Source organism: Trichocoleus desertorum AS-A10 (genome assembly GCF_039962155.1).
Lineage (GTDB): Bacteria > Cyanobacteriota > Cyanobacteriia > FACHB-46 > FACHB-46 > Trichocoleus.
In genome coordinates, this window is sequence record NZ_JAMPKN010000011.1 from 151654 (window position 1) to 168257 (window position 16604).

Annotated in this window: 16 protein-coding genes; 7 read left to right on the forward strand and 9 right to left on the reverse strand. The window is 49.0% G+C overall.

Annotated elements, in window-relative coordinates:
* Positions 1–31 precede the first annotated feature (31 nt).
* A complete protein-coding gene (locus NDA01_RS16245; protein WP_348228748.1) occupies positions 32–847 on the forward strand; it encodes a phytanoyl-CoA dioxygenase family protein in 816 nt (271 codons plus the stop codon).
* 141 nt (positions 848–988) lie between these two features.
* Positions 989–2035 carry a glycoside hydrolase family 43 protein gene (locus tag NDA01_RS16250; protein ID WP_348228749.1) on the forward strand — a complete coding sequence of 349 codons (1047 nt, stop codon included), beginning with the start codon at positions 989–991 and terminating at the stop codon, positions 2033–2035.
* A 7-nt stretch (positions 2036–2042) separates the two neighbouring features.
* Here NDA01_RS16250 and NDA01_RS16255 read toward each other — a convergent pair whose 3' ends face one another.
* Complete coding sequence (locus NDA01_RS16255) at positions 2043–2471, reverse strand: hypothetical protein (RefSeq protein ID WP_348228750.1); 429 nt, start codon at positions 2469–2471, stop codon at positions 2043–2045.
* A 103-nt stretch (positions 2472–2574) separates the two neighbouring features.
* On the opposite strand from NDA01_RS16255, the gene NDA01_RS16260 reads away from it, so the two are divergent.
* Entirely contained in the window at positions 2575–4770 is a 2196-nt protein-coding gene (locus NDA01_RS16260) for an AAA family ATPase (RefSeq protein ID WP_348228751.1), read from the forward strand.
* Here NDA01_RS16260 and NDA01_RS16265 read toward each other — a convergent pair.
* The 6 genes from NDA01_RS16265 to NDA01_RS16290 all read right to left on the reverse strand — a co-directional run bounded on the left by NDA01_RS16265 (position 4763) and on the right by NDA01_RS16290 (position 9774).
* The gene (locus tag NDA01_RS16265) at positions 4763–5053 is read right to left on the reverse strand and encodes a hypothetical protein (RefSeq protein WP_190440107.1); all 291 of its coding nucleotides are present in this window, start codon (positions 5051–5053) and stop codon (positions 4763–4765) included. The two genes, NDA01_RS16260 and NDA01_RS16265, sit on opposite strands and share 8 nt — an antisense overlap.
* A gap of 122 nt (positions 5054–5175) precedes the next feature.
* Positions 5176–5922: a lycopene cyclase domain-containing protein gene (locus NDA01_RS16270; RefSeq protein ID WP_348228752.1), complete on the reverse strand. Its 747-nt coding sequence runs from the start codon at positions 5920–5922 to the stop codon at positions 5176–5178.
* A gap of 187 nt (positions 5923–6109) precedes the next feature.
* Complete coding sequence (locus NDA01_RS16275; RefSeq protein ID WP_348228753.1) at positions 6110–6910, reverse strand: GNAT family N-acetyltransferase; 801 nt, start codon at positions 6908–6910, stop codon at positions 6110–6112.
* A complete protein-coding gene (locus tag NDA01_RS16280) occupies positions 6907–8031 on the reverse strand; it encodes a DUF3419 family protein (protein WP_348228754.1) in 1125 nt (374 codons plus the stop codon). The genes NDA01_RS16275 and NDA01_RS16280 overlap by 4 nt, the downstream gene beginning before the upstream one ends.
* Positions 8006–8755: an iron-containing redox enzyme family protein gene (locus tag NDA01_RS16285; protein WP_348228755.1), complete on the reverse strand. Its 750-nt coding sequence runs from the start codon at positions 8753–8755 to the stop codon at positions 8006–8008. The genes NDA01_RS16280 and NDA01_RS16285 overlap by 26 nt, the downstream gene beginning before the upstream one ends.
* Positions 8749–9774 carry a fatty acid desaturase family protein gene (locus tag NDA01_RS16290; RefSeq protein WP_348228756.1) on the reverse strand — a complete coding sequence of 342 codons (1026 nt, stop codon included), beginning with the start codon at positions 9772–9774 and terminating at the stop codon, positions 8749–8751. Before NDA01_RS16290 ends, NDA01_RS16285 begins: the two co-directional genes overlap by 7 nt.
* Before the next feature lie 202 nt (positions 9775–9976).
* On the opposite strand from NDA01_RS16290, the gene NDA01_RS16295 reads away from it, so the two are divergent.
* The 3 genes from NDA01_RS16295 to NDA01_RS16305 all read left to right on the forward strand — a co-directional run bounded on the left by NDA01_RS16295 (position 9977) and on the right by NDA01_RS16305 (position 12310).
* On the forward strand, positions 9977–10609 hold the full coding sequence (locus tag NDA01_RS16295; RefSeq protein WP_348228757.1) for a hypothetical protein: 633 nt from the start codon (positions 9977–9979) through the stop codon (positions 10607–10609).
* Positions 10606–10905, forward strand: coding sequence for a hypothetical protein (locus NDA01_RS16300; RefSeq protein ID WP_348228758.1), 300 nt, complete (start codon positions 10606–10608; stop codon positions 10903–10905). Before NDA01_RS16295 ends, NDA01_RS16300 begins: the two co-directional genes overlap by 4 nt.
* A gap of 334 nt (positions 10906–11239) precedes the next feature.
* Positions 11240–12310: an agmatinase family protein gene (locus NDA01_RS16305; protein WP_348228759.1), complete on the forward strand. Its 1071-nt coding sequence runs from the start codon at positions 11240–11242 to the stop codon at positions 12308–12310.
* 174 nt (positions 12311–12484) lie between these two features.
* Here NDA01_RS16305 and NDA01_RS16310 read toward each other — a convergent pair whose 3' ends face one another.
* Positions 12485–14098 (reverse strand): AAA family ATPase, encoded by a 1614-nt coding sequence (locus NDA01_RS16310; protein ID WP_348228760.1) that lies wholly within the window; start codon positions 14096–14098, stop codon positions 12485–12487.
* Between the two features lie 162 nt (positions 14099–14260).
* On the opposite strand from NDA01_RS16310, the gene NDA01_RS16315 reads away from it, so the two are divergent.
* The gene (locus NDA01_RS16315; RefSeq protein WP_348228761.1) at positions 14261–14752 is read left to right on the forward strand and encodes a hypothetical protein; all 492 of its coding nucleotides are present in this window, start codon (positions 14261–14263) and stop codon (positions 14750–14752) included.
* A 10-nt stretch (positions 14753–14762) separates the two neighbouring features.
* On the opposite strand, the gene NDA01_RS16320 is transcribed toward NDA01_RS16315, so the two are convergent.
* The gene (locus tag NDA01_RS16320; RefSeq protein ID WP_348228762.1) at positions 14763–16262 is read right to left on the reverse strand and encodes a S10 family peptidase; all 1500 of its coding nucleotides are present in this window, start codon (positions 16260–16262) and stop codon (positions 14763–14765) included.
* Between the last annotated feature and the right edge of the window lie 342 nt (positions 16263–16604).

The window sequence follows — 16604 nt, forward strand, 5'->3', positions numbered from 1 at the left end:
CCCACATTCTGCCCGAAGGAAGGACAGCAAAATGGTTCAAAGTCTCAATACCACTGGTGTTAGCAAATTCACAGCAGCGGATTTAGATCGATTTGCCGAAGTGCTTAATCGAGATGGAATTTGTGTCATTCCCGAACTCTTCGATCGCGAGTTGGTCCAAAAGTGGGCAGCAGCATTTGCTGCACTCTTTCGGGAGCGTCAACAGCGGCCCGGTGGGTTAGCCCCTCGTGAGAAAAACCGTTATTATTTGACTCTGCCTTGGGTGCAACCCTTTGCTAACACTGAGGTGTTTGCCAACCCCACGATTTTGGGTGTGCTCGATCGGGTCTTTTTTCAGGAATACCGCTTGGTGCAACTAGGAGCCGATACGCCCTTCCAAGACTCGGAATACCAAGAACTGCACCGGGATTTCCGTCCCCTCTTTACTGATCAGATCGTTACGCCACTCTATGCTCTAGCAGTTAATTTTCCCCTAGTCGAAGTGACGGAAGACAATGGCCCCTTCCAAATGGCACGCGGCACTCATGTCATGCCTCGCGAAGAAGCATTGGTGAAGATTAGAGCGGGTGAAATTCCCGTTGAGTCTTTCCCCATGCAACTGGGTGATGTGATCATCCGATCGCCTTTGGCAATCCACCGAGGTTCACCCAATATCACCGCTCAACCCCGACCAATGGTAGTGATGGGTTATGTGATGCACTGGTTGCATACCCCTGTAATGGATTTGACGGTTCAGAAGGATTATTACGAGAGCCTACCGCAGCACCTCCAGGAAATGTTGCGCTGCAATGTGGTAGAGCAGCTACCAGAGAATAAGACCGAAACTTACATCAATTTCAAGTACTAATTCAACTACGCAAAAACATCAGAAGTCTACTCTAGATAGAGGATGGTTGGACCGCGATCGCTAACGATCAAAGTTCCATCCTCTATTTTTTTGCTGCTTCATTTCCTGGTGATGAGGATGGATTGCAGATAAGGAGTGAGAATGACTCAATCTGAAGCGAGATCTGGATTAGGCTCACAAGCAAACGTAGAAACCACAACCTACACTAATCCCGTTTATCCAGATTATTTTGCCGATCCGTATGTTTGGCAGCACCAAGGTATTTACTACGCGATCGGCACTGGGCCAGTAGAAGCCGCCGGAGAAGTAGAGGAAACTGGGCAGAGACGAGTTTTTCCGCTGTTGCGCTCTAATGACCTGATTAACTGGGAATTTGTCCAGAATGCTTTGCTGCGGCCTGACCCCAGTTTAGGAGATAATTTCTGGGCACCGGAGGTCGCTTACTGCGACGGCACCTTCTATCTCTATTACTCGGTGGGCCATGAAGATAAAAACCACCAGTTACGAGTTGCCACCAGCCAAGACCCTTTGGGGCCATACCAAGATGTGGGTGAACCGTTGTTAGATCCGCAGTCCTGCCCGTTCGCGATCGACCCCCATGCTTTCTGTGACGACGACGGGCAGTGGTACTTATTCTATGCTCAAGATTTTTTAGATACGAGCGAGAATACTCGTGCTGGAACTGCCTTGATGGTCGATCGCCTAGAAACCATGACCAAACTGGCGGGTGAAGGCAAAGTGGTGTTGCGAGCCAGATCCGATTGGCAAAGATTTCTCGCCGATCGCCCCATGTATGGTGGTGTCTACGATTGGCACACCCTAGAAGGCCCTTGTGTCCGCAAGTATGGCAATCGCTACTATTGCTTCTACAGTGGTGGACGCTGGGAAACGGATAGCTACGGGGTGGATTATGGCGTGGCGGATCACGTGATGGGGCCGTACTCGGATGCAGGCAATGAAGCAGGCCCAAGGGTTTTGCGATCGCATCCCGGTTACGTTCTCGGTCCGGGTCATAACTCAATTACGGTCGGCCCCGATGGCAAAACAGACTACATCGTTTATCACGCCTGGGATACAGGCATGGAAGCTCGACGCATGTGCATCGACCCCATCCACTGGACTCCAGATGGGCCGCGTTGTCCTGGTCCTAGTTGGACACCGCAAAGCATTGTATTAGGCTCGAAGTAATCTCAGCTTAAGTCGTGGGTTGGGGGTTGCGTTCTGCATACAGGTAATCGCAATAAAGTGCCCAAGCTGCGCCGGATAGAGCGGCTAGAGATCCAGCGATCGCGGCAGTCGCTCCCCAGCCTAGTGGACCAAGCCAATTGGTAAATTCCTTCAAAATTGCAGTACTGCCTTTCGCCACAATGTACGCAACGCCAGTTGCAGCCACGGTCACTAGCCCCACCTGGGTCAGCATTTCCATCAAATTGCTGTGGGACAAATCTTCTTCAAAATAAATCTTCCAAATTCTGGTGTACATCAGCACGTCGGAAGTACTGAGCAGCACTTGTTTTGGCAGTTCTCCGCCAAAAGTGGGTACCGCCACTGCTGCACCGCTGCCCACGGCGTAACCCGCGATCGCCAGGGCTACATCCAGTCGCTTTTTATCTAGGTTGCTCACGCTGCTCTCTCCTTGCGGTTGTCTTAGCAGACCACCAGTAATTTTGGCGGTTCTGCGAGCTATCCTAGCTTGAGACCCTAATTCCTTCCCACCCAGACTCGCCTTGAACCCGATAGCTGCCCCTCTTGCCGATCGTTTGCGCCCCCGCACTTTAGATGAATTTGTCGGGCAGGAGCATATTGTTGGCCCCGGACGACTGCTGCGACGTGCCATCCAAGCTGACCAGCTCGCGTCTGTGATTTTTGCAGGGCCACCCGGCACAGGCAAAACGACGCTGGCACGGGTGATCGCCAACAGCACTCAAGGGCACTTCATTTCGATTAATGCTGTTCTGGCAGGGGTGAAAGAGATTCGCGCAGCGGTAGAAACGGCTCAAGAACGGCGCGATCGCCACAATCAACGAACCATTTTGTTTGTGGATGAAGTGCATCGCTTCAATAAGTCGCAACAAGATGCGCTGCTGCCGTGGGTGGAAAATGGCACCGTGATTCTGATTGGAGCCACGACCGAAAATCCTTACTTTGAAGTCAACAAAGCCCTCGTCAGCCGTTCTCGAATTTTTCAGCTCAAGTCGCTCACCGCTGCTGATTTAGTTGGAGTTGTGTACCAAGCTCTGACGGATGCCGAACGAGGCTATGGCGATCGCGCGATTCAGCTTGATCCAGAAGCGCTAGATCATCTCGTTAATGTGGCGAACGGAGATGCTCGCAGTCTCCTCAACGCGTTGGAACTTGCGGTTGAAACCACAACTCCCGATCGCACAGGTATGATTCGCATTGATCTCGCAGTCGCCGAAGAGTCGATTCAACAGCGGGCAGTTTTGTATGACAAAGAGGGAGACGCCCACTTTGATATCATCAGCGCCTTCATTAAAAGTCTACGGGGCAGTGATCCAGATGCAGCCTTGTATTGGCTGGCTCGCATGGTCTACGCCGGGGAAGATCCGCGATTTATCTTTCGCCGCATGTTGATTTTGGCAAGTGAAGATGTGGGACTTGCAGACCCAGAAGCCGTCGCCAGAGTCAATGCCTGTGCCGCCACATTCGATCGCGTGGGGATGCCAGAAGGTCGCTACCCATTAGCCCAAGCTGCTCTGTATTTGGCAACCGCCCCAAAATCTAACAGTGTGATGGGCTTTTTTGATGCCTTGGCTGCCGTGGAGCGAGAACGCGAAGCAGATGTCCCCTCCCATCTCAAGGATGCTAATCGAGATAAACATAGTTTTGGGCATGGAGCCAACTACCTTTATCCTCATGCCTACCGCGATCATTGGGTGGCGCAGCAATATCTCCCTGCCGCTCTGCAAGGCCAAGTATTTTACCAACCTTCAGAGCAAGGGTTTGAAGCGGGCATCCGCACCCAAGTCGAGCGTCGTCGGGAAGCCCAACTGGCTGCGATCGCCGAAGGCTTAGATGTAACGGCTCCAGAAATTCTCACCTACAGCCCCACTAATAAAGCTCAAGAACGTTGGCTACAACGCACGCTATCTCAAACCGGAGAACGCTTGGCACAGGTCCGCGATCACCTGTTTGAAATGGCTCAACCCCAGCGGCACCACACAATCCTAGAACTCAATGGTGGCAACGGTTTACTCACTTGGGAAGCACTGCGCCGAGTCCCAGAAGGTGGTGTCTACGTACAGGTGCCAACCTCAACAGACGTAGAACGCTTACAAGCTCAAGTAGAAGCTTTGCCAGAGTTGCTACGACCGACAATTCTGCAAGGCCCTGTGCAACAACTACCCGCTTTATTAACGGCTCAGGCACCCGACATCCGGTTCGATCATATTGTGGGCCGCAACGTCTTAATGGCAGCAGTAGATAGACCTGGCCTAATTCACGTCTGGGTATCTCTCTTACAATCCGGAGGCCAAATCACATTGGCGGAAACAATGCCACGCCATAGCCAACGATTGTATCGATTGCTAGACCCAGCTCACGTTGAGCCTGATCTGTATCAACGATTAGTGACTGCTGAAGAAGCCGTCTACGCAGACACAAGCGATCCTAAGATGAGTTGGGACCACACAGACCTAAAGCTTGACTTTGAGCAAGCAGGATGTAGGGCTCAAACCGAGACAGTTCAAACAATTGCGGAAATGTATATCTCTGCCGCTTTAATCGAGCGATGGTTTGCGATTGCAGCTTATCCGCCTACCTATGCCAATCACCTCAGCCATTACCTGTCAGAATTAGAGATAAATTGGGTCGGCAAGCTGTTTCAGCGCTACTTACAAGAGAAAACTGTATCCTGGGTAAGCACAATTGCGTTTGTGCAGGCAGAGAAATCGCTTACTTAAAAGGCCTTTGGCGATCTAAACCGTTGTACATCATGGTCATCATGGGATCGGCCTCAGAGCGAGAGTTGGACTGATAGCGCTCTGCTTTAATGAATTTTTGGCTCAACATGAGACCCAGGAGCAAAGCCACCAACTGCAATTGCCAGGGTGCCAGAATAAGACCAAAAAGGACGCCTGTAATGGCTGCAACCGCTGATAAAATAGCGATCTCATCGCAGGATCGTTCGTAGATGAAAAATGCAGTAATTGCAATTCCCAAAGGAGCTAAGAACAACCAAGACATAGTCAATACGTTGTAAACACTGCTAGTTAAGATGACTTAACTATTGAATCAAGTTAGCATAATATTTGTTAATCTCTCTCCGTACAACGAAATAAGTTTCAAGGTAGAAGCAGTCTAGAAACTCAAAACTCGCTCTCAGTCTGCAGGAAGGGCTTGTCGGCTTTACTGAACACTAAGAGCAGTAATAGCCCTTGCACTACTAAAAAATTTGTCACAAGGAAAAATGTCGCTTCCTCAATAGGTAGCCCAAATAAATGCAGCCCAGTAGTATACACCTCTGATATGCTCCAAATGCCTTGGCCGATGGCAATGCGATCGGCTATCCAGAGGTACAAAGTGGGAGCTAAAGTGGCGGTGAGCCAAAGACGTTTGCGAACCCAAAGCTGTGCTCCGCCCACCAACCATTGCAAGGCTAGGATCGGGCTAGCCCACACCAAAATCAGCCCCAGATAAACGCCAAAATCGCGTTGTAGTAACCAACCACCCGCGAGACCTAAACCTGCCCAGATAATCGCTCCTCCTATATTGGCTGCGAGAGAGGATTTGAGTTCGCTGGGTTCCTCGGTATGAGCTAACAACCGATATAGCCATAATCCTGTCAGAATCGGCTGTAGCACAAAAAATAAATACTCTTCGATGGGCACATAGCCAACAGTACCTATTACGCGATCGCGGCCATAGTGCCACACATCGCGCCAAATTAGATAATTGTCCCAAGGTGTCGTGTAGATAAACGCTACAGCAGCAATCAAGAGCAGAGAGAGCCCCGCTTTACGACCTCCCACGCCTGCTAGAGGTTGCGGTTGCTGCAAGGCGAGTAACAAAATGGGCGGCAAGATAAAAATCAGGTGAAACAGTGAGTAAGTCATTTTTATGAAGTTATTTTTAAGGATTAGTCAGGCTCATAATAATTTTTAACCAGGGGTATCAGCAATAAATGCCAGCAGTAGAGCAATCGTTCTATTAACGAATGCATTACCGAGTTTATTGCTGAGTTCCGGTCCTACATTAAACGTGAAATGTTCTAGCAGCATCCTTCCAGAGGCTTGAATCGAATTAAATATCACTAGTTAAAATAAATCGCCAGTCGCTTTGCATCCCATGACTCACAACACTAGCGGTTGCACTAGGATACACTTCAAGCCTTGACAGCTCCAAGGCTAGAGCATCTTCTGTAGGAGCACAAAACATATGAGTGTATCTAGGTTGGGGAACTGCGATCGCTCCTACTTTGCCTACTCCCCACTGCACATGCAGTAAGGGCAGCATTTGGCCTGTGCTCTGTAAGCGGAGATCTTTAACTCCTTGGAGGGAGAGATAAGTAATAGGTCCACGATGCTTATTTAGTATCGGCTCTAGCTTCTGCATAGTCATGGCATCACAGCTATAGATACCAAGTGTCGTTGCCCGACAAAAAGCAATTTGATCAAATCGCTCTAGAACGCGAACCCAGCGACTGGCACTGCCATCTTCGGTATTCATGGAGATGGTGTATCCTGTAACACAAGTTGGCAACCCATCCGCGATCGCATGGCTAAGAATCCGCATCGAGAGCTGCTGTCTCTGGTAAAAGGGATGAACCTTCAAATCACACAGATACCACGCTGACTGCAAAGCTTCTGCCCGCCGAGTTTTTACCTGTCGTAAAACTCCTGCTCCTACAGCTGCTACGCGATCGCCATCAAGCGCCACATAGTAATTGACAGATCCTAAGCGGTCAAAAAAGGCGAAGTAATCCGATCCGTGGTCTAACTGAAAAAAGTCATCTCCCAAAGGGTAGCTAGCCATCTGCTCAAGGGCAGCAATACCAGATTGCCACTGTAATCGTTCCTCTAAGCTCAGGTGATGAAACTTCATAGCCGCACTCCTGCAACCACTTCCCGATAAAAGTATGAGCGATCGCTAGCCAGTAATTCAGCGCTGAGCTGCCGATCAACTGCAACATGCTCAGCCATCATTGCCGCCAAATCATGATCACCGTTCAGACGCCTACCCAGCAATATCCCTCCTGGTCGCAAACTTGCTGCCCCTGTAGCCAGCATTTGGTGTAAATCAGAAATGGGCATCCAATCAGAAATATTGGAGAATTGAATCAAATCGTAAGCATCTTGCTGAACCAGTCTTAACAAGACTTCTGTAAAAGGTCCCAGATGCAGTGCCAACCGTGAGGTACCTAGCTGACGAATTACTTCCTGAACTGCGGCTTGGAGATAAGGCGGTACACCATCCAAGCCAGCCGTATAGCGATCGCGCCATACCTGCGTCAAGAAGTAGTTCTGATCGGGTGCAAATTGCTGCAAAGCTTGAGCAAACACATCCGCAAAGTGCTCGCTAAAACTCCGATCCATAGAATAGCTCACTGCTGCGGGGCCAAAAGTCTCCATTAGTTTGTCTCGCTCGAATACAGCTGCAAACACTGCTGACCAGTGGGGATGAGCCATTGCCGCTTGAGGGTTATGAAGTGGGTCTATTCCCAGTTCAGCAAAGCGAGTTGCTAGCTCCCTAAAGAGTTGCTCAAACCTGCCAATTCGATTCACTCCAAAAGCGATCTGGTCCAGACGAGCATCCCAAAAGAGACGTATTGCTTCAGGGAGGTGAGTCTGTAAGCGTTGGTATCGTTGGAGGCGATCGCCCGCTTCTGCCTCTGGTTCAGATATCCCTGCGGTATTAGAGAACTGGAGAGAATCAGATGCTGCCCCTAACAACCGCCACTGCTCTGGTAGAGAGAGATGTAATAAAGCTGTCAGTTTGAGCGTGACTAAATGCAGTTGAGCAGGGTTGAGATCAACCGCATCAATCTGCGCGATCGCGGGATGGGCTAACAAACTCAGCGCTGTACAGCCTCCAGAAGCAACTAACAAGATTCGTAATGGATGCCCCTGTTGTTTTGCCAATCGCTCCACCAGTTGCCATTCAGTCAAAGGATCTTCTCGGACTTGGGAGAAAGCAATTTCAGAGGGAGGGCAGCAAATCGGCATATAGGCTCCAAAAATAATGTGCCCCTAATAGCAAGGCTTGAGCTAGAGACAGACGAGATCGAGCGTCTTGCCAACCAGGGCTCGCTAGTTGCAATAAGTCATGAGCATGCTCAGCATCTAGCTTTTCATGTACGGCATAGTGCGATTGGCTACCTGGCGCAACCCATGCTCGCTGGGTCAGGGTTCGAGCGATCGCAGCACTAATGCCCACATACAGATATTCGATCATCCCTAGCATCGCTGCTCCTACCTCCGCAGGTTGGGTAAGACAGTAGTTCAGGATAGCCTGATTGAAAGCTAAAATAGAGGTAGGGCAGGGCTTTGTCAATCCAGTGCTAGTAGCTCCCAATGCCTGGAGATACTGCTGGAATGTGTATTTGTGAGACCGCCAGCGATCGCCATGCCCATGCTCTTCAGCTACATTCTCTGCGATCACCAATCGCATTTCTAAACTGGGAATCCTAGCCAGGACAGCTGCCAGAGCCTGAGAGAAAGACTCTACAGCAAATCGGAACGGCGATTGGCTATTGCAGAAAGCCTCTCGACTAGTCGCGGGGGCTATCATCCAGCAGAAATAGGGATGATGTGGAAAATTATATGCGGCTGCAACCTGGGCGACAGCAGCATCTAACGTGGTGAACTGGATCAGATCTTCACAAACCAATGTGGGTGCAGATGGCATCAAGGAAGACAGCGTTGACAGTTTGGTCGGCAGCTCTAGCATGACTGCTTTTCTCCTTGAAACGTTACCAGCGCGACGCTACCCACAGAAGTCCGGCGAATACTAGCAACCACAAACTCGCGAACAAAATCGAAATATGAAGGGAGATAAGGTGCACCCCGAGATTCTAATTCTGCTTGCAGCTCTTTGTGGAGTTGAGGAAGATGATACCAAGGGACAGCGGGATACAGATGATGTTCTAGGTGATAGTTTTCATTGCACATAAAGAACCGAGTAACAGGGTTAGTTAGAAGCGTTCTCGTGCCTCGAATTAAGTCAGTTTCATGCTCTAGCAGAGTATGTTGGCTCATGCCTCGAATATTGACCATCCCATTGATCAACAACATGGGTATGAGCCAGCCATGTACCAGGAGCGATCGCGGGATAGGAGAAAGTACCACACCTGCAATCAGCAGTCCGAGCAATATAACTTCTAACCCAATCCACAGGCGATCGCGACGATTTCCCTGCCAAAATCCCAACAGAGGAATTGCGATAATATAAACGGGATAACCCACTAATAAACGTCCCCAGTGCATCAAGAAAACCAACCAACTCCAATGGGTGTAGTTCTTGTAGTGGTCAGGATCGCCTTGAGCACCCAAGTGCTTGTGATGTTTGAGGTGCAATACCTTATAGGCTGCATAGTTCTGCAAAACTGGTATCGCACAAACCATACTTAGCCCCCGATTCCAATGGGGATGAGGAGACAGGACACTATGCACTCCTTCATGGGTAAACAAACTGATGCCATGCAGAGCAGCAGCGGCCAGGATGTAGAGTGGCACACAAGCCCAGAGGCACCAAAAGCCACCCCAGTGAGTCGCCAAAACCCAAGCCGCAGCCGCAGCAAAGCTATAGAGGCCCATAAAGACCCATAAACGGCTATGGTGTGCTGCTTCTAGAAGATGCAGCGATCGCAGCAGATCGAGAGCAATTTTAGGACGGTCGCGATCGCTCAATGGACTCTCTACCGTCAGTTCTGTAAAAGTTAATTGAGGTACTAATGACTCGACGGTCATAGAAAAGTCACATAAAGGGGTGGATTGATTTCTACTATGGCTGTCTTGAGAAGTTTTCTCTCACTTGCATGTGTAGGTTTATAGACTGAACAGCGGACAGAGGCGATCGCAGTCTCAGCCTAGAACCACCCACTTCAGTGTTCTCTGCCAGCAGCAGGTTTGTCGTAGGATAGTCATTGGTGTACGTGAAACCAAAAGCCGCTTGAACAGCAACTCGACCATTCTTCAGCAAGCTGCCTTGGCAGTGCTTGAGCGCTCTCGTCAGCGTCCCACTCCTGAACAGGTGGTTCAGGCACTGTTAGCTGTAGAAAAAGCGAACAAGCAGCAAAAAATTCGTTACTCCTTGAATGATATTACGGGTGACTGGCGGCTTTGCTTCATCACAGGTACTCGCAAAACTCGGCAGCGGGCTGGAGTCGTGCTAGGAGCAGGCCGCTATGTGCCATCTTTGATCACGATCTCTCTTGCTTATGCCACATCTCCTTTAGCTGCAACTGCGACAGATAACGCATCCTACAGTACATCTTTTGAGACAGGTAACGTCACCAACCGAGTTCAACTGGGTCAGCTTCAAATGGCACTGTCAGGCCCAACTAAGCTGTTGAGCAAAAACAATATCTTGGCGTTTGACTTCACAAGAATCACTTTGCAATTGTCTAAATTCTCCCTATATCAAGGTACAGTTCGCGGTGGGGAAACCAGTGAAACTAAGTTTTATTCGGCGAGTGTGGGGATGGAGAAGCAAGCTTTTTTCAACTACTTCTTAGTGCAAGAAGATATCATTGCAGCCAGAGGTCGAGGTGGGGGACTGGCTCTGTGGGGACGGCAAGCATGAAATCCTCTTTCATTACTTTTCTGTTGCTACTCGTGTTGTCACTCTTCCCTGTTTCACCAGTAGAGGCAAAATCGTTTTGTCGTTTGCTTAGCGATCGCACCATTTGTATCCTTAGCATCAAACGCAGCGCCAAGAATTATTGGGAATACAGAGCCGCTGTCAGCGTGAATGGAGCGGCTAGACCCATTGAGGTGTATAACTGCCGCGATCGCCTACGAGTTCGTCAAGATGGAAAAGTAGTGCAGTTTGAGCCGGAAAGGGTAGGAGAAGTAATCTGTAATCTCATGCAACGATGAGAATGGAATCAGCGACATGAGGCGTGTAGGAGCACCATCAATGAACGACCAATTTTTGCTATCTGCCAATCACTGGCAAGATTGGGCGACAGTACTAGGTTACTTAGCCTTTACTCTCTTCATTGTCTGGCGTGTGCTTAGTCCTCGGTAGCCAGCGATCGCTTTCATGCGTTTTGCTCAGCAGGTACGGGATTCCCATCCCTTCTACGCTAATCCACCCTGTTTCTTAACTTAAAGGAAATATAGACTGGGAGAGCATTCAGTTTGGTGAAGCGATTCTCGTCTCTGTCCTATCACTCAAGCTACTAACCCACGTTGCTCCAGGAACTTCCTTATGCCTACCAGAGAAGACATCTTACAGAACTTTAATCCCAATGATATTGGCCTCGACAACGGTAACTTGTTGGGTCTCCCTTTCAACTACGAATCTGCCCAAACCATCGTATTCGGTGTGCCCTGGGAAGTGACGGTCTCGTATGGTGCGGGTACAGCCGCAGGCCCTCAGCGCGTCCTAGAAGCTTCTCGCCAACTAGATATCTACGATTTTGATCATCCAGAGGGTTGGCAGCAGGGCATCTTTATGGCTCCAATTCCAGAACATATTCAGCAGAAAAACGAGAGTCTACGGCAGGATGCCACTCGCATCATTGCCCACATGGAACAAGGAAGGCAGATTGAAGCTGATCCAGACTTGGCAAAGCTACTGGAAACCGTGAATCAGGAATGTGAAGCGGTAAACCAATGGCTCTTTGAGCAAGCTAAAGCAGCAATGGCGCAAGGAAAGCAGGTCGCAGTGATTGGCGGCGATCACAGCGTTCCCTTGGGCTGCATTCAGGCCTTGGCTGAGCGTTATTCAGAGTTTGGCATCCTCCACATTGATGCTCATGCTGATTTGCGCCAAGCCTATGAAGGGTTTCAGTACTCCCATGCCTCCATTATGTTTAATGCCCTAAAAGTGCCTCAAGTCTCAAAGCTGGTTCAAGTAGGGATTCGTGACTTCTGCCATGATGAAGTCAGTTTAATTCAGCAGTCAGGCGGGCGAGTCTCCACCTACTACGACCCTCTACTGAAGCAAAAGCTTTATGCAGGCGTGCCTTGGCTAGAACTCTGCAAGCAAATGGTGGCCGAGCTTCCCCAACATGTTTACATTAGCTTTGATGCTGATGGCTTAGACCCCAAACTTTGTCCTCATACCGGAACTCCAGTGCCCGGTGGCCTGGAATTGGAACAGGCGTTTTGCTTGTTCCGTGAAGTGGTCAATAGCGGTCGAAAAATTATTGGTTTTGATGTGTGTGAAGTGGGTGATGACGAATGGGATGGCAATGTTGGGGCTAGAGCTGTTTATAAGCTTTGTAACTTGATGGCTTTATCACGATCTGCTTTAGCTACCTCAGTGTGGGCTTAATGGCAGTTGGTCAAGAAGTTTAACTGATTGAGCATACTAAGGCAAGCTTTGATTTTGCCACCTATTTTGAACCAGGGGGGGCGGGGTTGCCTTTCTAGACAGGATAAACCCCGACACCTGTTCAAGCATTGAAAAGGATTGTTGTAGCAAAGAACATGCAATCCAAAGGCCCACTCAGCGAGAGGGCACAGTGAGGTTTTGCCAGTCAACTTTACCAGCATGGACTTTGACCGTCTCAATAGGGATATCCTCGGGAAGCAAAGTCGTGAGAACTTCATCATTTAGAGATGTCAAGACAGCTAATCGATTCGCTTGTTGCTCAATGCTCTTCTCAAACAGATTACGCGCGACTCTAGCATTGCCAAACGTTGAGTTTCGGTTCGCATAAAGCTCTGCAAACATCGTTTGTAGTTTATCTCGCGTGGAGGGAGTCAAGTGAAAATGACTTTTGCCACACATCTTTTCAAAGATGGCAAGCAGTTCCTCCGGTTTGTAGTGGTTGAAGTAAAAATAGCGATTGAAACGAGATTTCAAGCCAGGATTGGATTCAATAAAAGTGGTCATCTCATCCGTGTAGCCTGCCACAATAATCACTAGGCGATCGCGGTAGTCTTCCATGCGTTTCAGCAAAATATCGATCGCTTCCTGACCAAAGTCACGTCCTGCTTCTTTAGGCACTAGGGCATAAGCTTCATCAATAAATAGAACGCCATCCAGCGCCGAGTTAATTAATTCATCTACTTTCTGAGCCGTTTGGCCGACATAACCCGCAACTAAACCTGTGCGATCGGTTTCTATCAAATGTCCTTTCTTCAGAAATCCCAGGCCGTGATAAATCCGCCCCATCAATCGCGCCACGGTAGTTTTGCCCGTTCCCGGTGGCCCACAAAACACGGCATGGAGTGACACTGAAGTTTGAGCTAAACCCCGCTCAGCTCGAACTTTCTGAATTTTGAGAAAGTTGGTCAGGGTTTTCACTTCTTCTTTAATATTTTCCATCCCAGTCAAATCATTGAGTTCAGCTAGTGCTTGCTCTAAAATCTCTTCTGGCTGCTCTGGGGCGGGAGTTGCAGCAGCTTGTGGCGCTACTCCAGAGTTTGTACCAGGATTTGATGTGGGACTTGGTGGGGGGGGAGCAATCTGAGAGACAGCTTGTAATCCTGCTTGATAACTCTCTAGTTTCTGATAGGAATGCAGCAGTTGCCAAATCAGAGACAAAGATTCCAAATCTTGTAAATCCACTGTGTCATCTGCTTTGATGATGACTTGGGCAAATTTGTAGATAGCATTGATCACATCTCCTACATGATTGGTACCTTTTTCCTCATCTAGTTGATTCAAAATTGAGGGTAATATCAACTGCTCAGGTTTTTGGTCTTTGGTGAAATCTAAAAGAAGCTGCAACGTGATTTTTTGATACTGCAATTGCACTTCCGAGGAAGCTTCCCAAAGATTAACAGCAGCATTGAGTTTCTCTGCATCTTGCTTAACCAGAGCATAGACCACTAAATAGGCCATTAATTCAGCAGAGCTTAACTTACCAGTGCTACGGCCACAGAGCTGCACAATTTTGGCTAAATCTATCAAGATGGCATCCGCAAATCTAGCATCTGCGCTTAGCAGTGGCGAGAGCGACTTATAGAGCAGATTTGCTTCTTTTCGCAGCAGTCTAAAATTCACAAAGTGTTTGAAATCCACAAAAGGCTCCTCTGTTGGCGATCGCGGGGCAGCTAGCAACGCTTCATGCTGCTGAATTTTAATCTGTTTGCCTTTGGGCGTCAGCATCATTGAGAGCGAATATCGCCCTATTCTAAATTCGCTCACCGTTAAATCTCACCCGGTTGGATGATCTATTTGGGTCGTGACGCCACCTAACAATCTTGCCTATTCTAGATGCATCAGTTAATCATCCAACCTAATTCAGCGAATATTCATCCTTAGGAGGCACTTATGCTACATCATCTTTCTGTTTCCGTTAAAAATCCTCAGCACGTTGCCAGCGTCTTAGCAGAAGTTCTCCAGGGTCGGATGATGCCATTCCCTCCTAACCCTGGCAGCTACATTGTCTTCGCCGCTGATGAATTCGGGACTGGAATTGAGCTGTATCCTTTGGGCAGTGAACTAATTCCCGATGCATGGGAAGGGCAGGCAGGCTTCCAAATCAACGAACAGCAGTCTTCTCAATACACGCCTGTTCATGCTGCTTTTTCTGTATCCCTCAGCTTAGAAGAGATCGAACGCATTGGTGAGCGGGAAGGCTGGCGGGTGCTTCCAGCCAACCGAGATGGCTTGTTTGACGTGGTTGAGTTTTGGGTAGAAAACCGCTTGATGCTGGAATTCTTCACACCTGCGATGGCCCAAAAGTACATGAATGTCTTTAGCCCAGCAGGCATCGAACAGGCTGCCCAGCAATTTGTCACGACCGCAGAAGCCCGTCGATAATAAGTTTTTCTCAGGCGATCGCGTTTCGGTAGAAGGTCTCCATCTCTGTAAACCATTGCTGGCGCGAGTCATCCCAACTATAAAACATATGTCCACCTTGGAAATGTTTTAGCGTCAAGTTGGGGCGGATCTCAGGGTCAAGCTTCAGGAGATCCGCTAGGTGATTAGAGGCAAAGTAGGGAGTCACCAGATCAAAAAATCCGTGGGTAATATACACCTGCATATAAGGGTTCAGTGTCATTCCTATCCGCAAATCATCCACTGCACCAATAAAGCCTTGTTTTAATTCTCCTTTGAGATCAAACTGCCAAGCTTTAAAGGTTTCCAGATTCAGGAGGTGGTAGGTCAAATCTGTTTCCAGACCCAAGGTATCTCGCAAGTGGCTGTTGATTGCTCCTGTAAACAGGCGATCGAGTCCATCTAGCGTGGGGTCAATTCCTTGGTAAACGGTGCGATCGGGAAAGGGATCGATCGCGGTGATTGAGGCATCATACAACCCCACAATCCGCTGGCGATCGCGCAACAGTTCTCTCGAAAAAACTTCAATATCAACCCGCCCAGCCTGTCTCTCTACCAAAGACAGCGGCAACCCAATCAAATTGGCGATCTGTTGATAGGCTGATTGGCGTTCCTCAGAAGTTAGCGCATTTCCCATCGCCAGTAGTGGAATCAGCGTCCTACGGGCAAAGAGTTCGGCTACGGCCATATGGGCAGATAGATCTCCGGGTTCTCCAGCCCACTGAGCGCGTCCATGATGAGCTGCTGCCGCGGCCAGGGAAGGTAGCAATGTGGCCCAAGAAGTGAGATTGTAATCATTTCCACCCAGCAAGCTGAATTCTAAGGCGGGAGAGATTAAAATCGCTCCGGAAAGACCGATACCAAACTCCTGTTGCAGCTTGCGAGCCAACTTAGCAACCCGGAAGCCACCATAACTTTCCCCTGCAATAAAGATAGGAGATAACCAGCGTTTGTGGCGCGAGAGAAATCTTTGGATAAACTCTCCCAATGCCTTTAAATCCCGCTCCACTTCCCAGAACTCTACTTCCTTGGGTTTCTCTGCTTCCGTGCTGCTAGGTGTCTCACTCGATTTGTCCTGCTTGTCTTTGTTAGCTGGCAAACTACGGCTAAATCCCGTTCCGATCGGATCAATAAACACCAAATCTGTAAAACTGAGCCAACTTTCGAGGTTGTCGACCAATCGCACCGGAGGTTTCGGCAAGCCACCATTGGCATCAAAATAGATCCGTTTTGGCCCTAGCGCACCCATGTGGAGATAGGCAGAAGCAGCCCCAGGTCCACCATTAAACACAAAAGTCAGAGGGCGAGTCGTTGCTTCATCTGTTTCAGCTAGATAGGCAACGTGGAACATTTCTGCCACAGGATTTTCTTGGTCAAACAGCGTTTGCCACTCGGCTGAGGCGGTATAGCGAATCCGGCGATCGCTCAGCGTCAGGGCATGCTCGGTGATACTGGATTTGCGAGCAACGGGGGAATTAGGGGTGTCAGACATAAGTTCAGGTTGGGCAACAGCTTAGATAGAGGTAGTTCTTAAACTAACATTCAGAATAATTCCTGAAAATCGGCAATCATCACTGCCTCAAGTATCAAGAGAAAGATCAGACCAACCCAGGAAAGCCGGTTGCATAACTGGCTTGGATGACGTTGCCGTCTAAGCCTTAGGGCTATGCTACAAATCTGTAGAATTGCAGCCAGGAGCAACAACCCTAGTAGCCATAGAAATCCACGACCAGGACCATAAAGCAAAAAGCCAGTGAAGTCCAGCGGTTTGACTCCCGGTGCCATCCCTAAGAGAATGAGGGAAAGAATCAGTAGACTGCCAACTAGAGCCAGC

What these genes read in the sequence shown, in the direction of transcription:
- NDA01_RS16245 (WP_348228748.1), top strand. Translation starts at nt 32, where the DNA reads ATGGTTCAAAGTCTCAATACCACTGGTGTTAGCAAATTCACAGCAGCG.
- NDA01_RS16250 (WP_348228749.1), top strand. Translation starts at nt 989, where the DNA reads ATGACTCAATCTGAAGCGAGATCTGGATTAGGCTCACAAGCAAACGTA.
- NDA01_RS16265 (WP_190440107.1), bottom strand. Translation starts at nt 5,053, where the DNA reads ATGTCTTGGTTGTTCTTAGCTCCTTTGGGAATTGCAATTACTGCATTT.
- NDA01_RS16270 (WP_348228752.1), bottom strand. Translation starts at nt 5,922, where the DNA reads ATGACTTACTCACTGTTTCACCTGATTTTTATCTTGCCGCCCATTTTG.
- NDA01_RS16275 (WP_348228753.1), bottom strand. Translation starts at nt 6,910, where the DNA reads ATGAAGTTTCATCACCTGAGCTTAGAGGAACGATTACAGTGGCAATCT.
- NDA01_RS16280 (WP_348228754.1), bottom strand. Translation starts at nt 8,031, where the DNA reads ATGCCGATTTGCTGCCCTCCCTCTGAAATTGCTTTCTCCCAAGTCCGA.
- NDA01_RS16285 (WP_348228755.1), bottom strand. Translation starts at nt 8,755, where the DNA reads ATGCTAGAGCTGCCGACCAAACTGTCAACGCTGTCTTCCTTGATGCCA.
- NDA01_RS16290 (WP_348228756.1), bottom strand. Translation starts at nt 9,774, where the DNA reads ATGACCGTCGAGTCATTAGTACCTCAATTAACTTTTACAGAACTGACG.
- NDA01_RS16300 (WP_348228758.1), top strand. Translation starts at nt 10,606, where the DNA reads ATGAAATCCTCTTTCATTACTTTTCTGTTGCTACTCGTGTTGTCACTC.
- NDA01_RS16305 (WP_348228759.1), top strand. Translation starts at nt 11,240, where the DNA reads ATGCCTACCAGAGAAGACATCTTACAGAACTTTAATCCCAATGATATT.
- NDA01_RS16310 (WP_348228760.1), bottom strand. Translation starts at nt 14,098, where the DNA reads ATGATGCTGACGCCCAAAGGCAAACAGATTAAAATTCAGCAGCATGAA.
- NDA01_RS16315 (WP_348228761.1), top strand. Translation starts at nt 14,261, where the DNA reads ATGCTACATCATCTTTCTGTTTCCGTTAAAAATCCTCAGCACGTTGCC.
- NDA01_RS16320 (WP_348228762.1), bottom strand. Translation starts at nt 16,262, where the DNA reads ATGTCTGACACCCCTAATTCCCCCGTTGCTCGCAAATCCAGTATCACC.